Below are 23,855 nucleotides of genomic sequence, written 5' to 3' on the forward strand. Positions count from 1 at the left end.
GTGCTCTCCGAAGCTATCTTAAACAAGGTTGGGGTGTCCAACCTTTTTGGAACGCGATGGAAAATCGCGAAAACAGGAGCGGGAAGCCGGCCCCCCACGTGGAGAAAATGCAACAAACTCCACTAAAACAACGCCTGGGTATACGCGCGCGGTGGGAGGCGGTGGTCTGGGCGGGCTGGCCAGCCTCAGGAGATATTGAATGGCTCTGGACGCTGTGCGCGCATCATGGTTCCAGACTCACTCATTGGAAAGAGGTGCTGTGGCGCTTTTTGTTTCATCAACAGCAGGCTGGGCTGGCAAATTCTTTTTCGTGAGAACGTTCATGAACTGTTCGCCGCCTTCATCGGTGAGGTTGAGTTCCGATGTGAGCTTGCGCATCACTTCAACGGCTTCCTCAGGCAACCCCAAGTCCACGTATCCCTCCATCGCGTCACACTTCCTTTGGAATTCTCCGAGAGTTATTGGGGGGGAGAGACTGTTGCTTGGCTGGTTGGGGCTTATCATGAATAAGCCTTCGGATTACGCCCAAAGAACGGTCGTATCATTTAGCTTAAGTGCGGGCTAAATTACTGTTAAGTCCACATAAAGATCTGCACTTCGCTGCTGGAGAGCCTTCACGAGCCAGCGTGTCAGCACCGCATGGTTGATTATGCAGTGAGAAGAGCGGCGGCGGGGCTGGGAGCCGATGCTCCGACGCCGCTTTCGCAGGCCGGAGGGCAGGGTAAGGCCGGAGAATACTCTACAGCCCGCGAAAGCGGTAGCTCCGATGCAGGCTGGCGCCGTGCATCTGCGCGACCGCATTGATTGATTCGCTGCGCTCACCCTTCGGGCAGCCTGCGGCTGTCTGCCTCCGCTGCGCTTCGGTTCCAAAACGCTGCCGCGCGGCACAAGAGGCCGACCGTCTAAACCCGCGAAACTCCGCCTTCCCCTTCATGCCCTGCCTTGTTGATCCTATCGCAAATTCATGAAGGCCCCGTCCACCCCCAGCTCCTGCACGCTTCGCCTGGAGCGCAGCTCCCACACACAGCTTGCGAAGACTTCATAGCCTCGCTGCTGCAAGGCTTTCACGAGCCAGCGTGTCAGCACCACTTGGTTGATCATGCAGCAGTCCCAAGGCTGCTGCTTCCACAAAGCTCCAAGGGCCGGGAGCAGCCCAAAGCGAGCCATGCGCACGTCCGGCATCAACTGCCGCATCCTTCGCAAAACGCCGCTCCGGTGCGAAGCAAAGACCACCTTCTCCCAAGGGAGATGAGGTGCCAGATACTCGGCCACGCAGATGAGATCTGCCTCGGTATAATTGCCCTTGAGGTGGGCGATGAGTCGCATGTGGGGTCCGAGTTCCGCCAGGCACTCGCGCAGCTCGGATTTCGAGTTCCACCCATGATGCGCGCAGTGGAATTCGCCGTTCGGAGTGCGGACTACGTCCAGTTCCACAAAGTCTGCTTGATGCTGTGCGGCGAGGCGCACCCCGGCAGGGGTGTTTTGCATTCCCTTTCCCATGCCTCCTCGGTGCGCGATGGTTTTCATGGGTCAGTGTGAATGGTGGTGTGTCTCATCGGTCTCGCCTTGAGAGCACCCCCCAAAGAAAGGCAATGCTTAGATTCAAACGATGGACTGCTTTTGTAGCGCTAGTACCACATTCTCATGTTTGCAAAAATCAGATGGTAAGCCACCGTCAAAGCCAGCGGAATCGCAATCCCGCCAGCAATCAAGACATTGTACGACCTCCAGCCACGAAGTGTTCCGAGACTGACAAGAGCCATGGCGACAGCCACCAGTTGAACAGGAATCAACTGCTCCGTGGAATGCCGCGGGGAGCAATGGAAAATGCCTAGTGACACTATTGGAATGGCAAGCGACACCGACGATAGAACATGGACGCCAAGGGATGAGTGATGCGGAGGTGTCATCACCTGCCTGCACAACCACCAGCGAAGCATCCCCACCATGACTGCACTCGCGGGTATGATCAGCCACCATCTCTGCACAGCCCATGAAATCCAGATGCTGAAAGCAAAACCGATCAACGAACTCACGAGCCACACAGCAGCGGACTTGCGACTAAGGGGGAGGCTTGGTGCTGAATCGCTCATTGGTGCTGTTGGTTGGGCAAACAGGCGATTTATAGGCAGAAGAGTTTTGATGTCAGCACCTTTGTCTCTGACCGGAATGTTGCTTTAAGGCTGGTGCCTGCAGCCCCTGGCATCTTTTACTCTGCTTTCCTCATGATGGTGGTCAGGGATTTGCCTTTTGCCAGTTCATCGATCAACTTGTCCAGGTAGCGGATCTCGCGCATTGTCGGATCTTCGATGTTCTCCACTCGGATTCCGCAAATGCTTCCCGTGATCAAGGATCTGGCGGGATTGAGCCGGGGGGCTTCCGTGAAGAAGGTCTCGTAATCAGTTCCCTTCGTCACGAGGCCCTGCAACGATTTGGGATCGTAGCCGGTCAGCCAGTGGATGATCGAATCAACTTCCGCCTGGGTTCTTCCCTTCCTCTCTGCTTTGGCAACGAGGCAGGCATAGACCTTTGCGAAGCTCATGGTGAAGACTTTGGGTTTCTGGGTCATGGGGCTGGAGGGAAATGAGCCGAGGAAAGGAGGGCGGATTTGTTGCTCATGGTTATGATTTAGATCGAAAGGTCCCATGGCTTGTCAAAATGACCGGAACTTTTTCTGACTGGCGAGACAGCCGGTGGCATTTATGACTGAGCACTTTTTTGACTAGCGCAGTAGTTCAAGACGTTTCCTCGCCTCGGGATCAAGCGGAGGCGGTGAGAGCCGAATTTTAGGTGGATCCTCGTGAAGCGGTTCAGGCTTGGCTGCTGTCCACTGTGAAGGATTGATGAAGCCCTCAAACTCGTTGGAATAAGTCACGTCTGACTGTTTGCTGACTAATTTATAACGCATTTTGGTCTTGAGGGATCCTGCAAAGGCAGGAGCTGCAAATGTCCAACAGTGTTTGTCTGGCAAGAAGACCTGATGATAACTGTTGCCACAGTCGCTGTGAGACAGGCGCTCAATTGGTTTCCAAACACGTTCGGGTGTTTGCGCTTCGCAGATAATGTTAACTCGGGAATCCTGAGCCCTGAATGACATTTCTTTGCCAGTACGATTGACGAGCACAAGCTGGAACCCCCGAAGCATAGGCCCCGCTTGGTACTGCCGATATGGAACCTGCTTATCCGTCAGGGCGATGAGAGACAGAGCGTTTGGAGCGCCCAAGTTTTCTTTCTCAATACCTTTAGGCATGTTGTCAGACTTATAAAAGCCCCCCAAGTCTGACGGATCTGTTCTGCTTCCTGCCAAATATACGCTTTCGCCAATCCAGAAAACCGACAGCGGTTTCAGGTCCTCCGCGCGGCAGCCAACTGAAATAAACAGGAATGCAAATGCAACGCACTTGAGTTTGAAGGAAGTTCGGCTCATTGCTGGATTGCTTTATGCACAAGTAGTTTAGCAAACCTGGCCATCGATGTGCAAGAGCATAAACATGCACAATGAAAAACGCCTTCTCCTTTCCAGGAGAAGGCGTCGAGTGAATCGAAAGATTCGTGCGGCCTAACTTACGCCACGATCGGCTGCAGATTGGCTTTGCACCATTCGCCGTTCTGCTTGGTCACGCCATCGGGGTCATCGACGGCGACGTGGGCTTCGTCTTCGCAGATGATCCAGCCGGAGTAATTGCGGGAGACGAGCCACTCGGTGATCTTGTGGAAGTCGAGCTTGCCGGTGCCCATCTGGGCCCAGGGCTCGGCGCCGTTGCCGGAGAAGTCCTTGTAATGGATGTGGTTCACGAGGTGCTGCCACTTGTTGAGGGTGGCGATGACGTCCATGCCGCCACGGATGATGTGGCCCACGTCAGGAGTCCAGCCGGTGACTTTGGGGTCGAGGCTGCTGAGGACGACGTCGTAGTCTTCCTGGGTGCGAACGAGGGAAGCGGGCGGGGAGTTCGGGTGGTAGGAGCACTTGAGGCCGAGATCGGCGGCGCGTTTGGAGACGGCGTTGACGTTCTTGGCGATGTTGAGGCGGCGGCTCTGGAGGTTGTCTTTGCGGCCGCTTGGGAGCGTGACCGTGCCGAGCATGGAGCCGGGGAAGTGCTTGAGGAAATTGAGGGTGAAGTCGGCGGCTTCCTTTTCATTCGGGGCTTCGGTTTCACCGTCCCAGGCGCAGACGAGGGCGAGGCCGGCGAGCTGGACGTTGTACTTCTGCAGCACGTCCTTGAGCTTGATGGGGTCGATGAAGTCGCCTAGCCAGTACTTGGAGCAGCCGAGGGCGCTCTGGGAGATCTCCAGCACCATCGGCTCGATGCCGGTGAAGCCTGCTTCTGAGGCGACCTTGATCATGTGGTCGAGCTTGTTGTCGTAGCCTTTGCCGGTGCCCTGCATGAACCAGGTGTAGACTTCGGAACCGAATTGGATTTTGCCCATGGTGTGAGTGTGGTTGTGGGTTTGCTGTGGAGAAATCACGACGGCCAGTGCGACCGGTGGAGCGGCATTGGAGCGAACGAGCGTGAACTGTAAAGCGGCAAAATGCTGTGGGAGTCTACAGATCAGATCAACACCGCAGAGATGGGAACGCCGCAGAGTTCTTCTGAAACAACCTCTGCGGCGTTCCAGCCTTTGCGGTGTAAATCTCAATGTTTTCCAGGGAGCTACGGCTTCTCCGGTGGCGGTGGCAGGCCGGCGGGAATGGTGGGCTTGTCGCGGTCGCGGATGTCGTTGGAGATCTCGGCGATGACGTTGGTACTTTCGCGGCGTTTGGTTTTGGTGAGCGAGAGCGGGATGCGCAGGCTGCTGCGTGTGAGGCCGCTGCGGCGGCTGACGACGACTTCGGCGTCCAGGACGATGTCGTGCTGCTTTTGGGCATCGAGGCTGACGTAGGGGCCCAGGAGCAGGCTGGCGCGGGTGGAGCCGGGGGTTTGGGTGGGCTGGAATTCGGCCCGGCCGGCAAAGCCACGGGGCTCCATGGGGGCATTGAAGCCGTCCGCAGAGCTGAGGCGCATGCTTTTGACTTCAAACCACTGCTGATCCCCGGGCTGACCAAAGGCGTGCAGGCGCATCTGGTAGGGGCTCACTTCGGACACCAGGGCACCGCCGACGACCATGGCGCTGAGGGCCACGCCGGATTCTGTGGCCTTGGGGATGAACTCCACCCTGAAGGCGCTGCCGCCTGCCGTGGGTGCCGGGGCGCTGGACTGGTAGTCGTAATGCGTGGTGAAAACGTGGACGCAGGAGGTCTGCCAGAGAAGGGTCAGCAAGGAGAGCAGGGGACGCATGCTGTCCAAAATGCAGGGGCGGGAGGCGGGAAGCGAGCCTGAAATGGGAGGGCGGAAACTTCACGTTAGGAAAACAATCACTAGAATTGACAATATTAACAATGTTTAATATAATTACAATAACATGCCGGTTTCTCGCATTCTCGCCCTCCTTGCTGCTCTTGCCCTGCCATTCGGCTCGGTGCAGGCGCTGACTTGGGACGAGACGATCGATGGGGAGCTTTCTGGCGATGGCAATGCGCCGACGCTCATTGGCACCCTGGACTCGGGGGTCAATTTGTTTTCCGGCACCATGGGGTCGTTGGGAGGCACTGGGCCGCTGGATGCGGACGTCTGGAACTTTACCATCGCCGCAGGCTACTACCTGACGGGGATCAATCTGGTGGATTATTCGGCCCAGAGCGGCAGCCCAAGCAACGCATCCTTCATGGCGATCGCCAATGGCGGATCGATCAACATGAGCGATCCATCGAACCACCTGAGCAATGCGCTGTGGGGCTACGGGCAGGATGGCTTTGGGAACACCTACGTCGATCTGCTGGCATTGTTGGATGCGGGGCCGGACTTCGGCGGCATCGGCTTCGATGGGCCGCTGCCTTCGGGAAACTACACCTTTTGGATCCAGGAAGGGTCTGACCAGATCAACTACGGCATTGAATTTGTGACCTCACCTGTGCCGGTGCCGGAGCCGGGCAGCCTGCTCCTGCTGGGGGTGGCTGGGTTGTGGTCGCTGCGTCGCCGTCGGCTGCGGTGAATGGTTTGCAAAGAGGCGTGGCCGCAGCTAAGGCGGGCGGCACATGATTCGGAATCTCTTGTTCGACTGGTCCGGGACGCTGGTGGATGACCTGCCTGGCGTGGTGGGTGCTGTGAATGGCATGCTGCGTGCCGCTGGTGCTGTGGAAATGACGCGGGAGGAGTTCAAGGGGCGCTTTCGCCTGCCGTACACCGAGTTTTTCGCGGAGGTGCTGCCCGGTCTGGAGGTGGAGCGTCTGCAGGAGCTCTATCTGGAACATTTCACCCATGCGCATGCGGACATCGAGATCCTGCCTCATGCGCGGGAGTTCATCCAGTTCGCCGCTGCCACGGGCCGGCGACTGGTGGTGCTGAGCAGTGCGCCGCTGCCGCATGTGATGGCTCAGGCGGAGGCGCTGGGCGTACGGGATGCCTTTGAAGTCATGCGTTGTGGCGTCATCGACAAGCGCACGGAAATCCACACGCTGCTGGCAGAGCTGGACATGGCTGCCGCAGAGACGGCCTTCATCGGCGACATGCGGCATGACATTGATGCCGGCCATGCCGCCGGGGTGGTGACCATCGCTACCTGCACGGGGTATGAGAGCGCCGAGACGCTCATGACCGCCGCGCCGGACATGCTGGTGCCGGATCTCTCGCGCCTGCCAGCGCTGCTGGGGCCTCTGACGGGGGGAGATGGCGCCTACCCGGTGTCCACCGTGGGCGCGCTCATTTTGAACTCGAAAGAGGAGATGCTGCTCATCCGCACGCACAAGTGGAGTCACCGCTGGGGCATCCCCGGGGGGAAGATCAAACGCGGTGAGTCCTGCGAAGAGGCGCTGGTGCGCGAGATCCTGGAGGAAACGGCGCTCACGTTAAAAGACATCGAATTCGTCATGGTGCAGGACTGCATCGAGCCCGTGGAGTTTCAGCGTTCTGCGCACTTTCTGCTGCTGAACTACATCGCCCGCTGTGCGGAGGCGGAGCCGCAGGTGGTGCTGAACGAGGAGGCGCAGGCCTTTCAGTGGCTGCCGCTGGCCGAGGCCCTGCAGATGGACCTGAACATTCCCACCCGCATCCTGCTGGATGAATGCCTGCGCAAGGGGCTGCTGGGTGGAGCGACGAAGGAAGCGCCCAAGACTCCCACACCTGCGGGGACTTCCGCATTGTCAGATCCCAAGCCCCGGCTAAAAACTCCCCACCTCATGCTTCCCCCTGACGAAATCCGCATTGCCGCCCTGCGACTGACCACGCACATCGGTGTTCCCGAAGCTGAGCGGGCTGAGGCGCAGGTGCTGGTGGCGGACGTCACCCTGCGCATCCGCAGGCGGTTCGAGGCGATGAACGACGACATCGCTTCCACGATCGACTACGCCGCCGTCGCCGCACGGCTGCAGGCCCTGGCGGCGGAGCGGCCCCGCAGGCTGATCGAAACCCTCGCTGCGGAGATGGCGGCCTGCGTGCTGGAGGAGTTTCAGGCCATCGGGGTGACTCTGGAATTGCGCAAACGCATCCTGCCTGACACCGACCATGTGGCCGTGCGCCTGGTGCGTGGCGAGTGAACGAAATGGCGGGGGCGGCGTCCAAGACTCCCGATCTCGCCGGTCAGGGCCAGCCTGTCCGGTGCATGTGCTGTGAAGCATTCCATCCTGCCAACCCATGAAATATCTGCGCCTCCTCGTTGCCGCTTTGCTTGCCACCACGCTGCTCAGCTCCTGTAGTTTTGAGCATGCAGATTCACGTCTGCCCACGGTTTCCCAGCAGGATGCCTATGATGTGAGCTGGGGCCTGACACCACGCAAAGCACGGGGGAACCCGAAGATGCGCTACCAATACAATGCCCGTGCCGAGCAGTCCGCCGCGACCCTGAGCGTGGATCCGGCGGCAGCTGCGGCCGACAGGGGCTAGTCGCGGAGAACATGGAAATCATTGCGGCCTCGACGGCTGCGAGCGAACTGCGCCAACACGTCTTGCATGGCACCGATCCGTGGGGGAGGGAGGTATGCGCCTGGAGACTGAACGAAATGCAGGGTGTCAGCGTCGAAGACTTCGATCTTGCCAGCTAGAGACAGCCCGCCTAGTATCGGATCCCGTTAAGAATTCAATTTCGCCAAACAATGACATCTCTGCGCTACCTCTTTGCCGCTCTGCTTGCCTCAACCCTTCTCGTCTCCTGCGGTTCCTTTGAGCATGTTGACTCCCGTCATCCCACGGTGGCGCAGCAGGATGCCTTCGATGTGAGCTGGGGGCTGCCTCCCCGCAAATCGCGCGGCAATCCGAAGATGCGCTACCAGTACAATGCGAACGCCCGGTCCGAACAGCCCGCCGCGCCCATGAGTCTTGAGCCCGCAGCACCTGCACCGGCACTGGCCCCCGCGCCTGCGCCAAGCCGCGCCGCACCTGCCAGCCCTGCGGTTCCCTCCACTCTTCGCTAGTCGCGGCATGGCAATTGCTTTTTCCTGTTTTAAAACCGCACGACACGTGAAGACCCCGCTTCTGACCTTCCTCCTGGCCTTTGGATGCCACGCCGCATTGACTGCCCAGCAGATCAAGGCCCCCGACTCCCTCCGGTCCAGTACGGTCCCGGTGGTGCCGGCCCCTGCCAAGACTCCCTCCACCGAGGAAATCGACAAGCTGGCCGAGGAAGCCCAGAAGGCGCTCTTCAAGTCTGTGGACAAGTCTGGCGGCGGCGCCACCGCCACCCCTGGCAAAACGGACGTCACTCAATACACCCCCTACGCAACCTCCACCCCGACGCGTCTTCCTGCCCAGCGGCTGGAAGACCCTGCGCTGTGGGCCAAGGATTCCGTGCGCAAGATCGCAGTCATGGAAGTGTCTTTCGGCGGCACACGTGAAACGGTCATGATCGAGCTGTTTCCGAACGACGCGCCGCAGACGGTGAACAATTTCATCGACCACTGTGACAGTGGCGTCTACAACGGCCTGGCCTTCCACCGTGCCATCGAAGGCTTTCTGGTGCAGACCGGTGATCCGCTGACTTCAGATGAGTCCTCACGTGCCAAGTGGGGTACGGGAGGCGAGGAAAAAACGATTCCCGCCGAGATCAAACGGCCGCACCGTGTCGGAGCCGTGGCGATGGCCCGCCGCTCTGACAAGGTCAATCCTGAGCGCCGTTCGAATGGCTCGCAGTTCTACGTGACCCTGGGCAATTACGGCGTGCTGGAAGGCAAATACACCGTCTTTGGCCAGGTGGTGTCCGGCTTGGAGACCCTCAAGCGCATCTCCCTCATGCCGGTGGATGCCAACGACTGCCCGGTGGCCCGAATCGAGATCAAATCCATGAAGGTCATCACGCAAAAGGGCCCCATGCAGGTGCCGGCCATCGCTTCGGGTGAAGGCACTCGCTACGTCAAGCCGGATGCGGCGCGCGGCATGGTGAGCCGTTTCTTCCACCGCGTGTGGTGAGAGCTGGGTGGTGTTTTTGATGTGTGGCTGGTGGCGCGGAGGTGCGCAGCGCTTTTGGACTGCGGCTGCGCAACCCTGAAAGGGTGAAACTGCCGCTTTCGAACGTCTCGTGGCGCGCGTGCGCTGATCAGTTGGCGGAAGTTCACCGGCTCCCGCCTTTGGATAAGCAGTGGTATAGCGTGTGCCGGTCTGCACGTCGAAAGCGGTAGCTGCGTTCGTGCCTCACTTCGCGACCGCAGTCCATATGGGAGGCGAAGTGGGGCGCTTGGTCCGCCAAGCGCCGTTGAGTGTCGCCGCGCGCTGCCTTTTGGAAATTCGTTTTGGGAAACGTTATGAAGCCGCGGCTCTACTTCGCAGGCAGCTCAAAGCAGACCGCTTCACGGTCGTTGCGCAGCAGCAGCCAGCGGCCTGCCAGGGTCGGTGGGTTCCAGGTCTTGGCTTTCAGGGCTTCCAGGCGTGACACTTCCTCCAGCTTGGCAGGGTTGGCTTTGACCAGGGCGACGAAACCCTTCTCCGCCTGCACGAGCATGAGGCTCTCACCTAGGCGAATCTGCTGGCCGAAGCCGTAGCGCCCCTCGCGCCAGCCGCGCTCACCGGTGGACAGATCCACGCAGCAGAAGGTGCCTTCATCCAGCGCGTAGGCATGGGTGCCGAACACGCTGGCGCTGCTGAACTTCGTGCGCGGCGCGCTGGCGGCCCAGATGGAGGACACGGTGAGCTTGCCATCGGCAGCAGCCTTGATCTCCAGCAGGTTGCTTTTCAGGCCATAGCTGGTGGTGACCAAGATGCGCTCCGGCGTCACCTGCACAGGCTGGCAGACTTTGGGGAAAAAGCCCGGCCAGTCAAACTTCCACAGCACGGTGCCGCTGGCGGGATCATGCCCGGTCACGGAGTTGCTGTTCACGCTGGCGATCTGCTCTCGTCCGGCCAGCGTCATCAGCACCAGAGAGCTGTAGCTGCCGCCGTCATCTCCGGCCTTCCATGCCAATTGTCCGTCCTTGCTTTTGTAAGCGATGAGCGTGGCACCGTTGTCGCCGCCGCTGCAGACGATGGTGTCTCCGACGATCAAGGGCGCGGCACTCTTGCCCCACTCCGGGTTTTTGGTGGTGCCACCGTCCTTGAGGACGTCTTTGCTCCAGCGGAGTTTTCCAGTGGTGAGGTCCAGGCAGTTGAGCAAGCCCTTGGAGCCCATGGTGAAGACCAAATTTTGTGCCGCATCCACGGTGGGGGTGGAGCGCGGGCCGATGCCGCCCATCGGCTCATCAAAGCGTGTCTTGTCGGCATGCGCCCACAGCAGCTTGCCGGTGGCGAGGTCATAGCAGGTCACGTATTCTTCTTCCCCCCGCTGCTCCTGCGTCAGTGCGCGTCCGCCTGCCACAGAAAAGCCCGCCCAGCCGTCTCCCACCTTGATGCGCCAGACTTCGCGCGGCGGGTGCGCTTTCCAGTCGGTCTGCCAGTCTGGTTCCGGCAGCACGCCATCGCCTTTGGTCCCGAGGAAGCGCGGCATGTCCGCCACTCCTGCGGGTGTGGCTGAGGGAACCGCTGCGGCGTCTGCACCGCTGTGGAGTTCCGGCAGCACCTCCGCCTTCTGCCAGCGCCAGGCCAGGCTTGGAAAGGCGGAGCCGTCGGCAGAGCCATCGTAGCGGATCAGATACTTAAACGCCGCCATGACGGCAAGGACTCCCAGGATGAACACGCCCAGCCGCTTCAGCCGCACCCTGCGCAGGTGCAGCGCCCACCAGAGACCGAAGAGGATCAGCCACAGCGGGATGAGAATCATGAGGCCGCCCGAGCGAAAGACGTGATCCGTGGCCCAGAGCCAGGCCAGCAATCCGCCAAACAGCAGGGTGAGAAAAAGAGGGAATTTGGGGATCATGGGAGTGAGAGTCGCGTCATTCTACGTCTGGCGCAGGTCATTGGAAATGGCTGGCGTTATTTGGCGTATGTCTCATCCTCCGTCAGTTCCAACCAACTCTCATGAAACAGTTTCTCCTCTCTTTGCTTGCCGCTTCCGGCCTGATGGCCGCCGATCACGTCGTCTATGAACCCGCCGGTGCGGCGAAAGGAAAGCACATCGTGCTCCTTTCCGGAGATGAGGAGTACCGCAGCGAGGAGTCCATGCCCATGCTCGGCAAGATTCTCAGCCAGCGCCACGGCTTCAAATGCACGGTGCTCTTCAGCCTTGGCGAGGACGGCACGATCGTCCCCACCAACGGTGCCAGCCTGAGCCATCCTGAGGCGCTGGATTCCGCCGATGCCATCGTGATGCTGCTGCGCTTCCGCCACTGGGATGAGGCCACCAGCAAGAAGTTTGAGGCCGCCGTGAACCGTGGCGTGCCGATCATCGCCCTGCGCACCAGCACCCATGCCTTCAGCGGCTACGCGAAGGACAGCCCTTTTGCCGTGTGGAACTGGAACAATGCCACGGGAGGATGGGGCAAGAAATTCCTCGGCGAGACCTGGGTGAGCCACTGGGGCAAGCACAAGTTTGAAGCCACCAAGGGCATCATCGAAGCCGCGAACGCGAACCATCCCGTGCTGCGCGGTGTGAGCGATCTCTTCGGCAACACCGACGTCTATGAAGCCGCCCCGCCTGCCGATGCCGTCATTCTCGCCCGTGGTCAGATCCTGCAGGGCATGACCGCTGACACGCCACCGGCGAGCTACAAGAAAGCCACTGCCGCCAAGGTGGAGCAGGACGTAAACACCCCCATGATGCCCGTGGCCTGGCTGCGCGTGGTGAAGAATGATGCCGGCACCGAAAACAAAATCCTCGCCACCACCATGGGCGCCGCAACTGACCTCACCAACGAAGGCCTGCGCCGTCTCGTCGTGAACGGCGTCTTCTGGGGCCTCGGACAGGAAGTGCCGGAGAAGGCGGATGTTTCCATCGTCGGCGACTACCAGCCCACGATGTACGGCTTCGGCGGATTCAAAAAGGGCGTGAAGCCGGAGAACTTTGAGCTGGCGAAGTAGCTGTGTGGCAGGTTCAATTCGGCGCACCTTAGGGCATATTAAATCATTTTGTATCCAAGCAACCTGGGCGGCCAAAGCGGTTCTCCCTCTCCCCCAAGGGCACCTTGGTTTTTGTCATAATTTCGACGGGGAGAGGGGATTCGATTTGGGGCCGCGCGATGTTATGAGCTTGAAAGGCAATAACCAGTTTCGTTGGTTGCCCACACGATTGCACCAGGTCTCAAGAAGTGATTTACTGTTCTATATGAAAGCCGCAGACCGCTATCATCACTTCGTCCGCTGGTCGGAGGAGGATCAGCTTTATATTGGCTATTGTCCGGATCTCTATGTGGGCGGTGTTTGTCACGGCGCAAACGATGAGCAGGTCTATGCCGAACTGTGCCGCATCCTGCGTGATGAAGTGGCGCACCGTCAGGAGCAGGGAGAGGCTTTGCCTGCGCCATCGGTGCGTATCACGCGCGACGTGGAACTGGTGGCGGCTTGATTCAATTCTGCCCGGGCTTCGATTAAGCCCGGTGGTTTTTGGAGTGCGGCTGCGATTAGCTGCCGCTTTCGAGCGTCTCGTGACATGCGTATGCAGAAGAGCCTGCGAGTAACCACCGGCTCCCGCTTTCAAATGTCTCGCGGGGCGCGCAAGTCATCCATCCCGTCGAAAGCGGTAGCTGCGTTCGTTCCTCACTGCGCGACCGCACTCCAAAAAAGGCTGCGATGCGCTATGGGCCGGCTGGTCACAGTCACTTCAGCTCAAACACAAACGGCAGGCCCTGCGCGTTCATCATGGCTTTTTCCTTGGCCATGAAGCGCTCGGCCAGCTGGGTGAAGCTGCCGTCGCTGCGCATGCGGGCGAGGACTTCGTTGACCTTGGTCTTCAGTTCCTCATTGCCCTTCTTCAGGCCCACAGCCCAGACTTCCTCACGCAGCGGAGCGAGCAGTGCTCGCGTGGTTTCAGGGTGCTTGGCGTGATGGTTCATGATGGAGAGCTGATCGTAGATCCACGCATCGACGCTCGCGTTCACCACCTCCATCACGCAGGACACATCCGCATCCAGGGCGATGATTTTGGCGTCCTTGAGATTTTCCCGCGCCCAGGTTTCACCGGTGGTCCCGAGGCGGACGACGATCTTGCGGTCCGGAGTTTTCAGATCGGCGGCGCTTTGCACCGTGGAACCTTTGGCGACCAGAATCGCCAGGCCCGTCTTCACATACGGCTCGGAGAAATCGATGGACTGGCGTCGCTCCGGCGTGGCGGTCATGGACGAAAGCACGAGGTCGACGGAGCCAGTGCGCAGAGCGGTGATGAGGCCGTCGAAGTTGATGTTGCGAAACTCCACCTCTTTGCCCAAGGCCTTGCCGATCTCGCGCCCCACCTCGATGTCCACGCCACTGATCTGGCCGGCGGCATCGACGAACTCAAACGGCGGGTAGGTGGCGTCCGTGCCGATGATGAGCTTGTTGCTGCGCGTGCAGGCGCAGAGGGTGAGAAGCAGACTGAGGGCGAGGTAGCGAAGCATGGGATCAATCAGGAGTTTAAATCACCGGCGTAATCGCTCGGCATGCGCCAGTCGCCGCGCGGAGAGAGGGCCACGGAGCCGACCTTGGGGCCGTCCGGAACGCTGGAGCGCTTGAACTGGTTTTGGGCGAAACGTTTGAAGAAGACAGCGAGCCATTTGGCGATGGTTTCATCGTCGTATTTGCCCGCAAAGGCCTGGGCTGCCAGCCAGCGGATTTTTTCGGCGTTGCTGCCATGCCGCACGAAGTGAAACAGGAAGAAGTCATGCAGCTCATAAGGCCCGACGGTGTCCTCGGTCTTCTGCTGCAGCGATTCATCCGCCGCGAGGGGCAGCAGCTCGGGGGAGATGGGCGTGTCGGCGATGTCCAGGAGGATGGTGCCTGCTTTCTCGGCAAAGGGGCCGGCGGCGCACCATTCGATGAGGTAACGAACCAGCGTCTTCGGCACGCCTGAGTTCACGTGATACATGGACATGTGGTCGCCATTGAAGGTGCACCAGCCCAGTGCGGCTTCGGAGAGATCTCCCGTGCCGACAACGATGCCGCCGGTCTTGTTGGCGAGGTCCATGAGGATTTGAGTGCGCTCGCGGGCCTGCGAGTTCTCGTAAGTCGCGTCGTGCTGGGTGGCCGAATGACCGATGTCGGCGAAGTGCTGATGCACGGCGTCGTTGATGGAAATGGTGCGCAGTTCGATGTTCAGCGCCTCGGCCAGTTGCTCGGCATTGCCCTTGGTTCGGGTGGTGGTGCCAAAGCCGGGCATCGTGACTGTCAGTGCGGCAGTCGTCGGCATGCCCGCGCGTTTCAGCGCTTCCAGCATGACCAGCAGCGCGAGGGTGGAATCGAGGCCGCCGGAGAGTCCGAGCACCGCTGTTTTGGCGTGTGCTTGTTTCAATCGACGAGCGAGGCCTGTGGCCTGAATAGCAAAAATTTCCTCGCACACTGCGGCACGATCCACTTTGGCCGAAGGCACGAAGGGATGTGCCGAGACGGGGCGGAGAAGTCTGTCATCGCCACCGAGGGCTGCGCCGAGACTGAAGGTCAGGCGGCGGAAGCCGACGCTGCCGGCTTCATCGCGGAAGGCGGAACTCTTCAGACGGTCATGCGCCAGATGCTGCAGATCGACATCGGTAACGATGGCGCGCGTCTCGAAGGAGAAGCGTTCGGTTTCACCGAGGAGGACACCGTTTTCAGCCACGATGCCGTGACCCGAATAAACCACATCTGTGGTCGATTCACCTGCGCCTGCTCCGGCGTAGACATACGCCGCCAGGCAGCGTGCCGCCTGCTGCGCCACGAGGTGGCGGCGGTAGGGGGCCTTGCCGAGAACTTCGGTGCTGGCGGAGGGATTGGCCAGCAGCGTGGCTCCTGCGAGCGCCAGAGGGCCCGAGGGCGGACTCACCGTCCACAAGTCCTCGCAGATTTCGATGCCGAGGACGAAGCCCGGAACATCCAGCACCTCAAACACCAGTTTCGTGCCGATGGCCACTTCCTCGTCATTCAAGCGCAGCGTGGAAACGTTCAGCGTGTGCGCAGGTGAGAACCAGCGGCGTTCGTAAAACTCGGACGAATTGGGCAGGAAGGTCTTGGGGACCAGTCCGAGGAGTCGGCCTTTGGCTAGCACTGCGGCCATGTTGTAGAGGCGGTCCTGCACGCGGAGAGGCAGGCCCACGACCAATACGCAGGGCAGATCCAGTGTGGCGTGAACCAGTTCGGCGAGACCCTTCACGCTCGCATCCAGCAGGGCGGTGGTGTGAAACAGATCCGCGCAGGAGTAGCCGGTGAGGCTCAGCTCAGGAAAGACGGCGAGACGGCAGCCGCGCTGCGCCAGCGTACGTGCTTCATGGGCGATGATCGCGACGTTCTTCGCCACATCTCCCAGCACCAGTTCCGGGGACACGGCGGCGACACGTACAAAGCCTAGACGTTCGCGGGTGGTGATCGGGGTAGGGGATGCTTGCGGCATGGTGGAACCTAGCACGGAGGGTTTGGGGTGTGCGAGGAGTAAGTGCGACAGACACTCTTGTCTGTCGATGCCCAGCGCTTTGTTGAAATTCATCGGTTGCAAGTTGTCCTGCCGTGTCGCTCCAGCAGGCTAACGCTTTCGTCGATAGATTTCGATTGGGTGCAGGCCTGGGGGATTGCGAGAGCGCTGATCGACAGGCAGGAGTGCCTGTCGTACTACTCCAGCATGCGCGCCTTCAGCTCCGGCGTGGGCATCATGCAGGAGTCATCTTTGCCGAACCAGCGGTAGCGGTTGCGGGCGATGAAGTAGTAGGAGGCGTCGCGGAGAGCACGTGGCAGGATTTTGAAAAGGAGCGCGAATTTCCACAGGCCGCCGAGCGTGCGGGCGATTTCGAGGGCGGCGTCGCTGGCTTTGAATGCGCCGAGCGGGGTGATGAAAAGCATGGCGTTGGGCGCAGCGGGATCGAGGCCGTGCTGCGCGTAGAGCTGGCTGCCAAGCGGGCTTTGGATGGGCGCGAATTTGATCTTGCCTGCAGGATCACGCTTCACGATGAAGCGCACGCTGGCATCGCAGAGATGGCAGACGCCATCAAAGAGAAGCAGGTGGTCGCGGCTGGGATCGTAGTGGGACACGGCTAGTCGAGCTTACGACTGTCCGGAGCGGTTGGCGCTGAGGAAAACCAGAAGAGGTAAGAGAGGATGAGCATGGTGCCGAAACCGAGAGTGAAGCCCCAGGTGCGGGTGTGGTCCATGGGGTGGAAAATGTAGGCGGCGATGCGGCTGAGCAGGGAGACGGGGCGGTGAACGAGGTCCCAGCTGTTCCAGCGGTCAAAGCGGCCGAGGTAAATGCCGAAGCCGCTCAGGGCGAGTGAGCAGACGCTGACGCACCATGCCGTGGCATGGGAATACTTTCGCGTAAACCAAAGCTGGACCATGTGCAGGGACTGAAATCCGAACCAGAGCGCAACGAGGGCAAAAGAGAGCAGCATGAGGAGATCGAGCCACTTGGGGACGTGAGCGTTGTGCTCATTGAGATGCATCAGGTCGGTGAGGACGTAGGGTGCATTTGGGAAGAAGAGCAGCCAGACCGCGAGCAGTGGCACTGCCAGCACGAGGCGATTGATCTGGCGCAGGCCAAGGCTGAGGCCAAGCGGAATGGCTGCCAGGAAGAGATTCCACAGCATGAAGGCGTAGTAGCTATGTCCAGCGAGGTGCATGCGCAGGTTCAGCAGGATGCAGCACCACAGGCAGGCGAGGAGGTTCAGCAGAAAGACGCGGTTGGACATGGCTGGCGCAACGATACGCTTCATTCCGCAATCACGGCAAGTGGCGCGCGATTTATGGAGATGAATTCACGTGGGGTTCACGGGAAGTTCATGGAGTGCCTATGAGGTTCTTGAGTGCAAACTACGCGACAGCGTTTTGGAGTGCGCCGGCCCTCCGGCGCTTTTGAACGTCCATTGGCCCGCGAAAAGCTCCAGAGGACTGGAGCACTCCAAAACGCTGTCGCGCGTTAAGCGCACCGCATTCTTAAACTGCCGCCTTACGCCGATTCTTCGCCGCCTTGAGCTGGCCGCAGCCTGCGGCCACATCGATGCCGCGACGCTGGCGGATGGTGCAGGGGAATCCGGCGTCTTGAAGGATGCGGTGGAAGGTGTCGGCTGAGCTGTCGCTGCTTTCGTTGCCGGCGTAGCCGTCGGTGTGATTCAGCGGGATGAGATTGATGTGGGCGTCCAGACCGTGGAGGAGTTCGGCAATGCGGCGTGCGTGCTCGGGCGTGTCATTGATGCCTTCGATCAAGGTCCAGGCGAAGAAGATGCGGCGGCCGGTCTGCGCATTGTAGCTGCGGCAGGCGGCGATGAGATCAGCCAGCGGCCAGCGCTGGTTGGCGGGGATCAGTTTGGCGCGCTCCTCCTCCGTGGCGGCGTGCAGGCTGACGGCGAGATTGTAGGGCCGGTTTTCCGCCGCCATGCGCAGGATGCCGGGTACGACGCCCACAGTGGAGACGCTGATCTTGCTGGGGCCGATGTTCAGCCCACGGGTGTCGCAGATGATGTCGAGGGCGGTCATCACGGCATCGTAGTTGTGCAGGGGCTCGCCCATGCCCATGAAGACGAGATTGCGCAGGCCTTTCTTCTCGCCTTTGGCGCGCACGGCGCGCTGCGCATGCAGCACCTGGGCCACGATTTCGCCGGGGCGCAGATGGCGCACAAAACCCATCTGGCCGGTGGCGCAGAAGACGCAGCCCATGGCGCAGCCTGCCTGGGTGCTGACGCAGGCGGTGTGGCGGCCGGGGTAGCCCATGATGACGGTCTCGATCTCCTGCGCATCGGCCATGCGGAGGAGAAATTTGTGCGTCAGGCCATCGCTGCTGGGCGTGTCCAAAGAGGCGGGTGGCACGTCGAGCGTCCACGAGCCGTCACTGAGCACCTGGGTGAGCCATTTGCGCAGAGGGGGCAGGAGGTCCTCACGTGAGAGGGGATCCGCCATCGCCTTGAAGTGGAGGGTGTTCCAAAGAGTGCCTGCATGCGCCGGACGCAGACCTGCGGCCACGATGACCTCGCGCAGCTGGTCAAAGGTCAGGTCATGGAATGATTGTGGCATCAGGTGAGGTAGGGGTTTTCGCGCTTCTCACGGCCGATGGTGGTGTCATCGCCATGGCCGGGGTAGACGCGGGTGGCATCGGGCAGGACAAAGAGCTTCTTAATGATGCCGCTGAGCAGAAGAGATCCGGAGCCATTGGGGAAGTCGGTGCGCCCGACGCTGTCCAGGAAGAGCACGTCACCACCGAAAAGCAGGTTTTGGGATGGGAGGTGAAAGCAGAGGCTGTCCGGAGAATGACCGGGGACGTGGTAGAGATTCCACGTCTCGCCGAGGACTTCGATCTGGCTTTGTCCTTCGAGGACCTCATCCACCGCAAATGGGGGGACTGAGAAGGGACTGCCCGTCACGGCTCCGTAGAGAATCTCCAGCGTCAGTTCGCGTGAATTGGGGGCAAAGGAGTACACCTTGCAGCCGTGCTCCGCCTTCACAGCAGCGGCATCCAGCACGTGATCGAAGTGCTGATGCGTGAGGAAGAGGACATCCACCTTCACTTTTTGCTGCTTAAGCCATGTGCCTATTCCATCCGGTGCATCCACAAGAATGGTGCCGCCGGGCAGGGTGAGCAGATGGCCGTTCGTGGCGGCGATGCCGCCGGTGTAGGTGGTGATTTCAGACATGGAGATGGCGAAAGACGGGAAAGAGGTGGACATTTCAACCCAGAAAAGGCAAAATCTGAACGCAAAACGCACCGCGAGGTTCGTTATAGATCTGGACGACCCCCACCATGACTCGCTTTTTACTCACCCCCGTCGCAGCTGCGGCTACCGCCCTCGCGCTCCTTATTCCCTCGGCGCAAGCGGAGACCAATTTTGGCCAGGTGGCCATGCATGTGGCCTACATGCTGCAAAACCACCACTACTCGAAGCAGGACTTCGACGACAAGGTGTCCGGCGAGATGCTTCACAACTATCTGAACATGCTCGACTTCAAGCACATCTTCTTCACCGAGCAGGATGTCGCGGGCTTCAAGGACAAGTATGAGACGACGCTGGATGACCATGTGCTGATGCGCAACATCAGCCCCGCCATCGAGATCTATGACGTTTACAAGGAGCGGGTGAAGGAGCGCGTGGACTTCCTCAAGACGGCGCTGGAGAGCAACAAGTTCACCTTTGACTCGAAGCGGACCATTGAGATCAAGCGCGACAAGGCGCCATGGCCGAAGGACAAGGCCGCCCAGGACAAGCTGTGGCTCGACATCATCGAGGACAATCTGCTGGCCGAGCGCATCGCCGATGAAACGCGTGAGCGTGATGAAAAGAAAAAGGCTGAAAAAGCTGCCGCCAAGAAAGCTGGCACCGCCGAGGTGAAGACCGAAGCCGCGCCTGAAGCCGGCAAAGTGGCACCGCCTGAGAAGCCTGCCGCCGATGCTCCCAAAATCGCCGCCAAGAAGGAAAAAGACGACAAGGATCTGACTCCGAAGGAGCGCGTGCTCAAGGATTACACCCGTCTGCTGGAAAGCATCGACGAGAACGACACCAAGGACGTGGTGAACTTCTTCCTTTCCAGTCTGGCCACCGCCTATGACCCGCACACCGAGTACATGAGCACGGATGAGAGCGACAACTTCAAGATCCACATGCAGCACAAGCTCGTCGGCATCGGCGCGCTGCTCGGCCAGAAGGATGACGGCGCAGAAATCCAGGGCATCGTCGTCGGTGGTCCGGCTGACAAGCAGGGCCAGCTCAAGCTGAACGACCGCATCATCGCCGTCGCTCAGGGTGATGACGAATTCGTCGATGTGAAGTATCTCAAGCTGCAGAAGATCGTCGACATGATCCGCGGTGAGAAGAACACCACCGTCCGTATCAAGATCGTCCCCGCTGACGATCCCTCCGGCAACCGCATCATCGCCATCGTGCGTGATGAAGTGCCGCTCAAAGAGAAGCTCGCCAATGCCGAACTTCTCGTCACCCCTCCAGACCTCGGCAAGACGCTCAAGGTCGGCTGGATCAACCTTTCCAATTTCTATGCGGACATGGAAAACAACACGGTCAGCACCAGCGTGGACGTGGAGCGCCTGCTGCGCCGTCTGATGAAGGAAAAGATCGACGGCCTCGTGCTGGACCTGCGCGACAACGGCGGTGGTTCCCTGGACGAAGCCATCAAGCTCACCGGTCTCTTCATTCCTGCCGGCCCTGTGGTGCAGGCCAAGGACTGGCGCGGCAGCATCACCTGGCGTGACTGCGAAAATGAAAAGCCTGTGTATGACGGCCCCATGATCGTCCTCATCAACAAGGCCAGCGCCTCTGCGTCTGAGATTTTGGCGGCGGCATTGCAGGACTACCGTCGTGCGCTCATCGTGGGCGACAAGTCCTCCTTCGGCAAGGGCACCGTGCAGACCATCCTCCCGGTCGAGCGTTACATGCCTTTCTTCAGCGACAAAAAAGGTGCTGGCGACCTCAAGGTGACGATCCAGAAGTTCTACCGCATCGCCGGTGGTTCCACCCAGCTCAAAGGTGTTGAGTCCGACATTCCTCTGCCTTCGATCCGCGACGTGCTGGACATCGGCGAATCCTCCGCTGAAAACCCGCTGCCCTACGACACCATCCCGCCGCGCAAGTACCCCCTCTTCCGCAAGGATCCGTTCCCGATCGAAGAGATCAACGCACGTGTTAAGAGCCGTGTCGTAGCCAGTCCTGAGTTCCAAAACGTGGTCGAAGAGTCCACGCGTCTGAAGGATAAAATCGACCACAACACGGTCTCTTTGAATCTGCAGGAGCGTGAGAAGGAGCGTCTCGACACCGAAGCACGTCGTGACAAGCAGACCGAAGACCGTGCCAAGCGCACCAAGGAAGTGGCTGAGCGAATCAAAGACAACGGCTTCAAGACTTATCACCTCACGCTGGACAACGTGGACAAGCCTGACCTGGTGCCCGAGTCTGCCTTCAGCAAGGAAATGAACTCCGGCATGCGCACAGCCTCCAAGGATGACGACAGCGGCAATGACGAAGCCAAGTTCCCCTACGGTGTCGAGCCTGTGAAACTGGAAACCATCCACATTCTGCGTGACCTCCTTGAGCTTGACCACAAGCCCACCACAGCGGCCAAAACCGAGGACAAAGCACAGGTCGGCACCAAGCCTCAGGCTCAGTAATGAGCGCCTAAGGCCCGGGTTCTTTACCACATTCCACTGGCAGTACGCATCGTATGCAGGTCGGTATCATCACTGTCTCTGACCGTGCCAGTCAGGGTGTCTATGAGGATCTTGGCGGTCCGGCCCTGAGGCAGGCTGCGGAAGGCTATGGCTGGGGGGTCGCTGCTGAGGCGATCATACCCGATGACCTTCTGCGGATTCAGGAGGCGATTCGTTCCTTCTCAGCGCAGGGCTGCGCGCTCATCCTTACCACAGGTGGAACGGGCATCGCCGAACGTGATGTCACCCCCGAGGCCATTCGTGGCATCATGCGTGTGGAGATCCCCGGCTTTGGGGAGCTGATGCGCATGAAATCGCTGGAACTGACCCCGAACGCCATTCTTTCCCGCAGCCTCGCGGCGGTGGTGGAACGCAGCCTCGTCATCGCCCTGCCAGGAAAACCGCAGGGAGCTGTGGATTGCCTCAGCTTTGTGCTCGGTGCCATTCCGCACACCGTGAAGCTGGCGCAGCGGGTGCCGACGAGTTGCTAAAGTACGACAGACACTCTTGTCTGTCGATCAGCGCTCCCTCTAACCCCCTGATGCGCACCTGAGTTCAAAGCGTCCGAGGAATGCGTCAGCCTGCTGGAAAGGCATGACAGATGGCTTGCACACTATGTTTCCTAGCGGGAGCGCTGATCGACAGACAAGAGTGTCTGTCGTACCAAAGCTGTGTCGCGCCGACTCCGCATTTGCGGCTGGACTTGCTGTCGGAGACTCGATTAAATCTCCGCAGTCAGCCAAACCACTCCCATGAAACGCATTCCTGTTTCCTCCCGCCGCCAGTTCCTCACGAAGTCTGCCGCCGCCATCGGCTTTCCTACCATCATTCCGGCCAGTGTCATTGGACAGAATGCGCCTTCCAGCAAGATTACCATGGCCGTCTTTGGCTGGGGCATGATGGGGCCGGGCAACACCGCCAAATTTCTCCAAGAGCAGGACTGCCAGATTGTGGCCGCATGTGACATCGACAAACGCAATCTGCAGAAGGCGCTGGACACCATCAACGGCGCTTACAAGAACCAGGACTGCAAGCCCTACCACGACTACCGCGAGGTGATGGCCCGCAAGGACATCGACACCGTCATGCTGGCGCTGCCTGACAACTGGCATGCGCTCACCGCCATTGAAGCCGCAAAGAACGGCAAGGACATCTATGGTGAGAAGCCGCTGGCGCGCACCATCGCCGAGCAGCAGGCCATCGTGAAGGCGGTGCAGAAGCACGGCCGCATCTGGCAGACGGGTTCCTGGCAGCGCAGTGAGGACAATTTCCGCATCGGTGCGGAGATCGTCCGCAACGGTCTGATTGGCAAATTGAAGGAAGTGCATGTGGGCCTTCCAAGCGGGCACAACGACTTTGCCGGCACCAAGGACAAGCGCAGCGTCACGCCTCCTCCTGCCGAACTCGATTACGAGATGTGGATCGGCCCTGCGACAATGCAGGACTACATCGAGTGCCGCATTCACAAAAACTGGCGCTGGGATTACAACATCGGCGGCGGCCAGCTGCTCGACTGGATTGGGCACCATTGCGACATCGCCCACTGGGGCATGAACATGGACAGCAGCGGTCCAAATGAAGTAAGCCCCATCCAGGTGGACATGCCGCCACGCACCGACATCTGGAACACCGCCACCAAGTACCGCGCCGAGGCCAAGTATGCTGGCGACATCACCATGACCATTGCAGGCGGACACGACGACATCAAGATGGGCACCAAGTGGATCGGCGCTGACGGCTGGGTCTATGTGAATCGCGGCGGTGCGTATGACTGCTCAAACCCGGCGCTCAAACAGCTCGTTAAAAAGCGGAAGGATGAGAAGGACCCCAAGAGTGAGATCATCGAAGTGGCGAAAGCTCCGAAGCTGGGGGACGACATCATCAAGACACGTCTCTACGAAACCAAGGGACACCATCGCAATTTCCTCGACTGCGTGAAGAGCCGCCAGCCTACGGTGACGCCCGTGGAAACCGCGCACCGCAGCGCCAGCCCCGGCCACCTTGCGCTTATCTCCTTCCTCACCAACCGTTCCATCAAATGGGATCCCGTGAAGGAGGAGATCATTGGTGACGCGGATGCCAGCAAGCTTCTTGGCCGTGAGTATCGTGGGCCGTGGAAGTTGGAGGTGTAGGCTTGGAATTGTAGGGCGCTTGGTCCTCCAAGCGCCGTCGTTCGCAAGCTCCTAGGCTTTGTATTCGTTGCAAGGCTCTCAAGGTTGTGCGTGGACTCACGC

General features: G+C 60.0%; 23 protein-coding genes. 11 read left to right on the forward strand and 12 right to left on the reverse strand.

Going from position 1 to position 23,855, the window contains the following annotated elements; translation table 11 throughout:
- Window positions 1-314 (forward strand): hypothetical protein (locus AC24GY_RS27020; protein WP_487689371.1); only part of this gene is annotated, 314 nt, incomplete at its 5' end.
- A gap of 637 nt (window positions 315-951) precedes the next feature.
- Here AC24GY_RS27020 and AC24GY_RS27025 read toward each other — a convergent pair.
- The 5 genes from AC24GY_RS27025 to AC24GY_RS27045 form a co-directional block, all read right to left on the reverse strand.
- Entirely contained in the window at window positions 952-1,488 is a 537-nt protein-coding gene (locus AC24GY_RS27025) for a glycerophosphodiester phosphodiesterase (RefSeq protein WP_487689373.1), read from the reverse strand.
- A 721-nt stretch (window positions 1,489-2,209) separates the two neighbouring features.
- The gene (locus AC24GY_RS27030) at window positions 2,210-2,569 is read right to left on the reverse strand and encodes a DUF2200 domain-containing protein (protein ID WP_487689375.1); all 360 of its coding nucleotides are present in this window, start codon (window positions 2,567-2,569) and stop codon (window positions 2,210-2,212) included.
- A 153-nt stretch (window positions 2,570-2,722) separates the two neighbouring features.
- On the reverse strand, window positions 2,723-3,427 hold the full coding sequence (locus AC24GY_RS27035) for a hypothetical protein (RefSeq protein WP_487689377.1): 705 nt from the start codon (window positions 3,425-3,427) through the stop codon (window positions 2,723-2,725).
- Between the two features lie 137 nt (window positions 3,428-3,564).
- Window positions 3,565-4,428 carry a sugar phosphate isomerase/epimerase family protein gene (locus AC24GY_RS27040; protein WP_487689379.1) on the reverse strand — a complete coding sequence of 288 codons (864 nt, stop codon included), beginning with the start codon at window positions 4,426-4,428 and terminating at the stop codon, window positions 3,565-3,567.
- A 224-nt stretch (window positions 4,429-4,652) separates the two neighbouring features.
- Complete coding sequence (locus tag AC24GY_RS27045; RefSeq protein WP_487689381.1) at window positions 4,653-5,276, reverse strand: hypothetical protein; 624 nt, start codon at window positions 5,274-5,276, stop codon at window positions 4,653-4,655.
- A 124-nt stretch (window positions 5,277-5,400) separates the two neighbouring features.
- On the opposite strand from AC24GY_RS27045, the gene AC24GY_RS27050 reads away from it, so the two are divergent.
- The 5 genes from AC24GY_RS27050 to AC24GY_RS27070 all read left to right on the forward strand — a co-directional run bounded on the left by AC24GY_RS27050 (window position 5,401) and on the right by AC24GY_RS27070 (window position 9,434).
- Window positions 5,401-6,030 carry a PEP-CTERM sorting domain-containing protein gene (locus tag AC24GY_RS27050; RefSeq protein WP_487689383.1) on the forward strand — a complete coding sequence of 210 codons (630 nt, stop codon included), beginning with the start codon at window positions 5,401-5,403 and terminating at the stop codon, window positions 6,028-6,030.
- Between the two features lie 43 nt (window positions 6,031-6,073).
- On the forward strand, window positions 6,074-7,570 hold the full coding sequence (locus tag AC24GY_RS27055) for an NUDIX domain-containing protein (protein WP_487689385.1): 1,497 nt from the start codon (window positions 6,074-6,076) through the stop codon (window positions 7,568-7,570).
- A 97-nt stretch (window positions 7,571-7,667) separates the two neighbouring features.
- A complete protein-coding gene (locus AC24GY_RS27060) occupies window positions 7,668-7,916 on the forward strand; it encodes a hypothetical protein (protein ID WP_487689387.1) in 249 nt (82 codons plus the stop codon).
- 209 nt (window positions 7,917-8,125) lie between these two features.
- The gene (locus AC24GY_RS27065; RefSeq protein ID WP_487689389.1) at window positions 8,126-8,443 is read left to right on the forward strand and encodes a hypothetical protein; all 318 of its coding nucleotides are present in this window, start codon (window positions 8,126-8,128) and stop codon (window positions 8,441-8,443) included.
- 46 nt (window positions 8,444-8,489) lie between these two features.
- Window positions 8,490-9,434, forward strand: a complete 945-nt coding sequence (locus AC24GY_RS27070) for a peptidylprolyl isomerase (protein WP_487689391.1) — start codon at window positions 8,490-8,492, stop codon at window positions 9,432-9,434.
- Window positions 9,435-9,780: 346 nt separating this feature from the next.
- Here the strand turns inward: AC24GY_RS27070 and AC24GY_RS27075 are convergent, their stop codons facing one another.
- Window positions 9,781-11,310 carry an outer membrane protein assembly factor BamB family protein gene (locus tag AC24GY_RS27075; protein WP_487689393.1) on the reverse strand — a complete coding sequence of 510 codons (1,530 nt, stop codon included), beginning with the start codon at window positions 11,308-11,310 and terminating at the stop codon, window positions 9,781-9,783.
- A gap of 101 nt (window positions 11,311-11,411) precedes the next feature.
- Between AC24GY_RS27075 and AC24GY_RS27080 the strand changes: the two genes are divergently transcribed.
- Window positions 11,412-12,410 carry a hypothetical protein gene (locus tag AC24GY_RS27080; protein ID WP_487689395.1) on the forward strand — a complete coding sequence of 333 codons (999 nt, stop codon included), beginning with the start codon at window positions 11,412-11,414 and terminating at the stop codon, window positions 12,408-12,410.
- Between the two features lie 244 nt (window positions 12,411-12,654).
- Complete coding sequence (locus AC24GY_RS27085; protein ID WP_487689397.1) at window positions 12,655-12,894, forward strand: pilus assembly protein HicB; 240 nt, start codon at window positions 12,655-12,657, stop codon at window positions 12,892-12,894.
- A 250-nt stretch (window positions 12,895-13,144) separates the two neighbouring features.
- On the opposite strand, the gene AC24GY_RS27090 is transcribed toward AC24GY_RS27085, so the two are convergent.
- The 6 genes from AC24GY_RS27090 to AC24GY_RS27115 all read right to left on the reverse strand — a co-directional run bounded on the left by AC24GY_RS27090 (window position 13,145) and on the right by AC24GY_RS27115 (window position 19,135).
- Complete coding sequence (locus AC24GY_RS27090) at window positions 13,145-13,921, reverse strand: transporter substrate-binding domain-containing protein (protein ID WP_487689399.1); 777 nt, start codon at window positions 13,919-13,921, stop codon at window positions 13,145-13,147.
- A gap of 8 nt (window positions 13,922-13,929) precedes the next feature.
- Window positions 13,930-15,882 carry an NAD(+) synthase gene (locus AC24GY_RS27095; RefSeq protein ID WP_487689401.1) on the reverse strand — a complete coding sequence of 651 codons (1,953 nt, stop codon included), beginning with the start codon at window positions 15,880-15,882 and terminating at the stop codon, window positions 13,930-13,932.
- A 215-nt stretch (window positions 15,883-16,097) separates the two neighbouring features.
- Window positions 16,098-16,514 carry a thiol-disulfide oxidoreductase DCC family protein gene (locus tag AC24GY_RS27100; protein ID WP_487689403.1) on the reverse strand — a complete coding sequence of 139 codons (417 nt, stop codon included), beginning with the start codon at window positions 16,512-16,514 and terminating at the stop codon, window positions 16,098-16,100.
- 2 nt (window positions 16,515-16,516) lie between these two features.
- Entirely contained in the window at window positions 16,517-17,167 is a 651-nt protein-coding gene (locus tag AC24GY_RS27105; RefSeq protein ID WP_487689405.1) for a DUF1361 domain-containing protein, read from the reverse strand.
- A gap of 244 nt (window positions 17,168-17,411) precedes the next feature.
- A complete protein-coding gene (gene rlmN, locus AC24GY_RS27110) occupies window positions 17,412-18,485 on the reverse strand; it encodes a dual-specificity RNA methyltransferase RlmN (RefSeq protein ID WP_487689407.1) in 1,074 nt (357 codons plus the stop codon).
- Window positions 18,485-19,135 carry an MBL fold metallo-hydrolase gene (locus AC24GY_RS27115; protein ID WP_487689409.1) on the reverse strand — a complete coding sequence of 217 codons (651 nt, stop codon included), beginning with the start codon at window positions 19,133-19,135 and terminating at the stop codon, window positions 18,485-18,487. The genes rlmN and AC24GY_RS27115 overlap by 1 nt, the downstream gene beginning before the upstream one ends.
- A gap of 74 nt (window positions 19,136-19,209) precedes the next feature.
- Here AC24GY_RS27115 and AC24GY_RS27120 point away from each other — a divergent pair, with 74 nt between their 5' ends.
- The 3 genes from AC24GY_RS27120 (at window position 19,210) to AC24GY_RS27130 (ending at window position 23,753) form a co-directional block, all read left to right on the forward strand.
- Window positions 19,210-21,582 carry a carboxy terminal-processing peptidase gene (locus tag AC24GY_RS27120; protein WP_487689411.1) on the forward strand — a complete coding sequence of 791 codons (2,373 nt, stop codon included), beginning with the start codon at window positions 19,210-19,212 and terminating at the stop codon, window positions 21,580-21,582.
- A 53-nt stretch (window positions 21,583-21,635) separates the two neighbouring features.
- Entirely contained in the window at window positions 21,636-22,112 is a 477-nt protein-coding gene (locus AC24GY_RS27125; RefSeq protein ID WP_487689413.1) for a MogA/MoaB family molybdenum cofactor biosynthesis protein, read from the forward strand.
- 261 nt (window positions 22,113-22,373) lie between these two features.
- Complete coding sequence (locus tag AC24GY_RS27130) at window positions 22,374-23,753, forward strand: Gfo/Idh/MocA family protein (protein ID WP_422320966.1); 1,380 nt, start codon at window positions 22,374-22,376, stop codon at window positions 23,751-23,753.
- The last annotated feature ends 102 nt before the right edge of the window (window positions 23,754-23,855 follow it).

This window comes from Prosthecobacter sp. Pr1 (genome assembly GCF_057652315.1).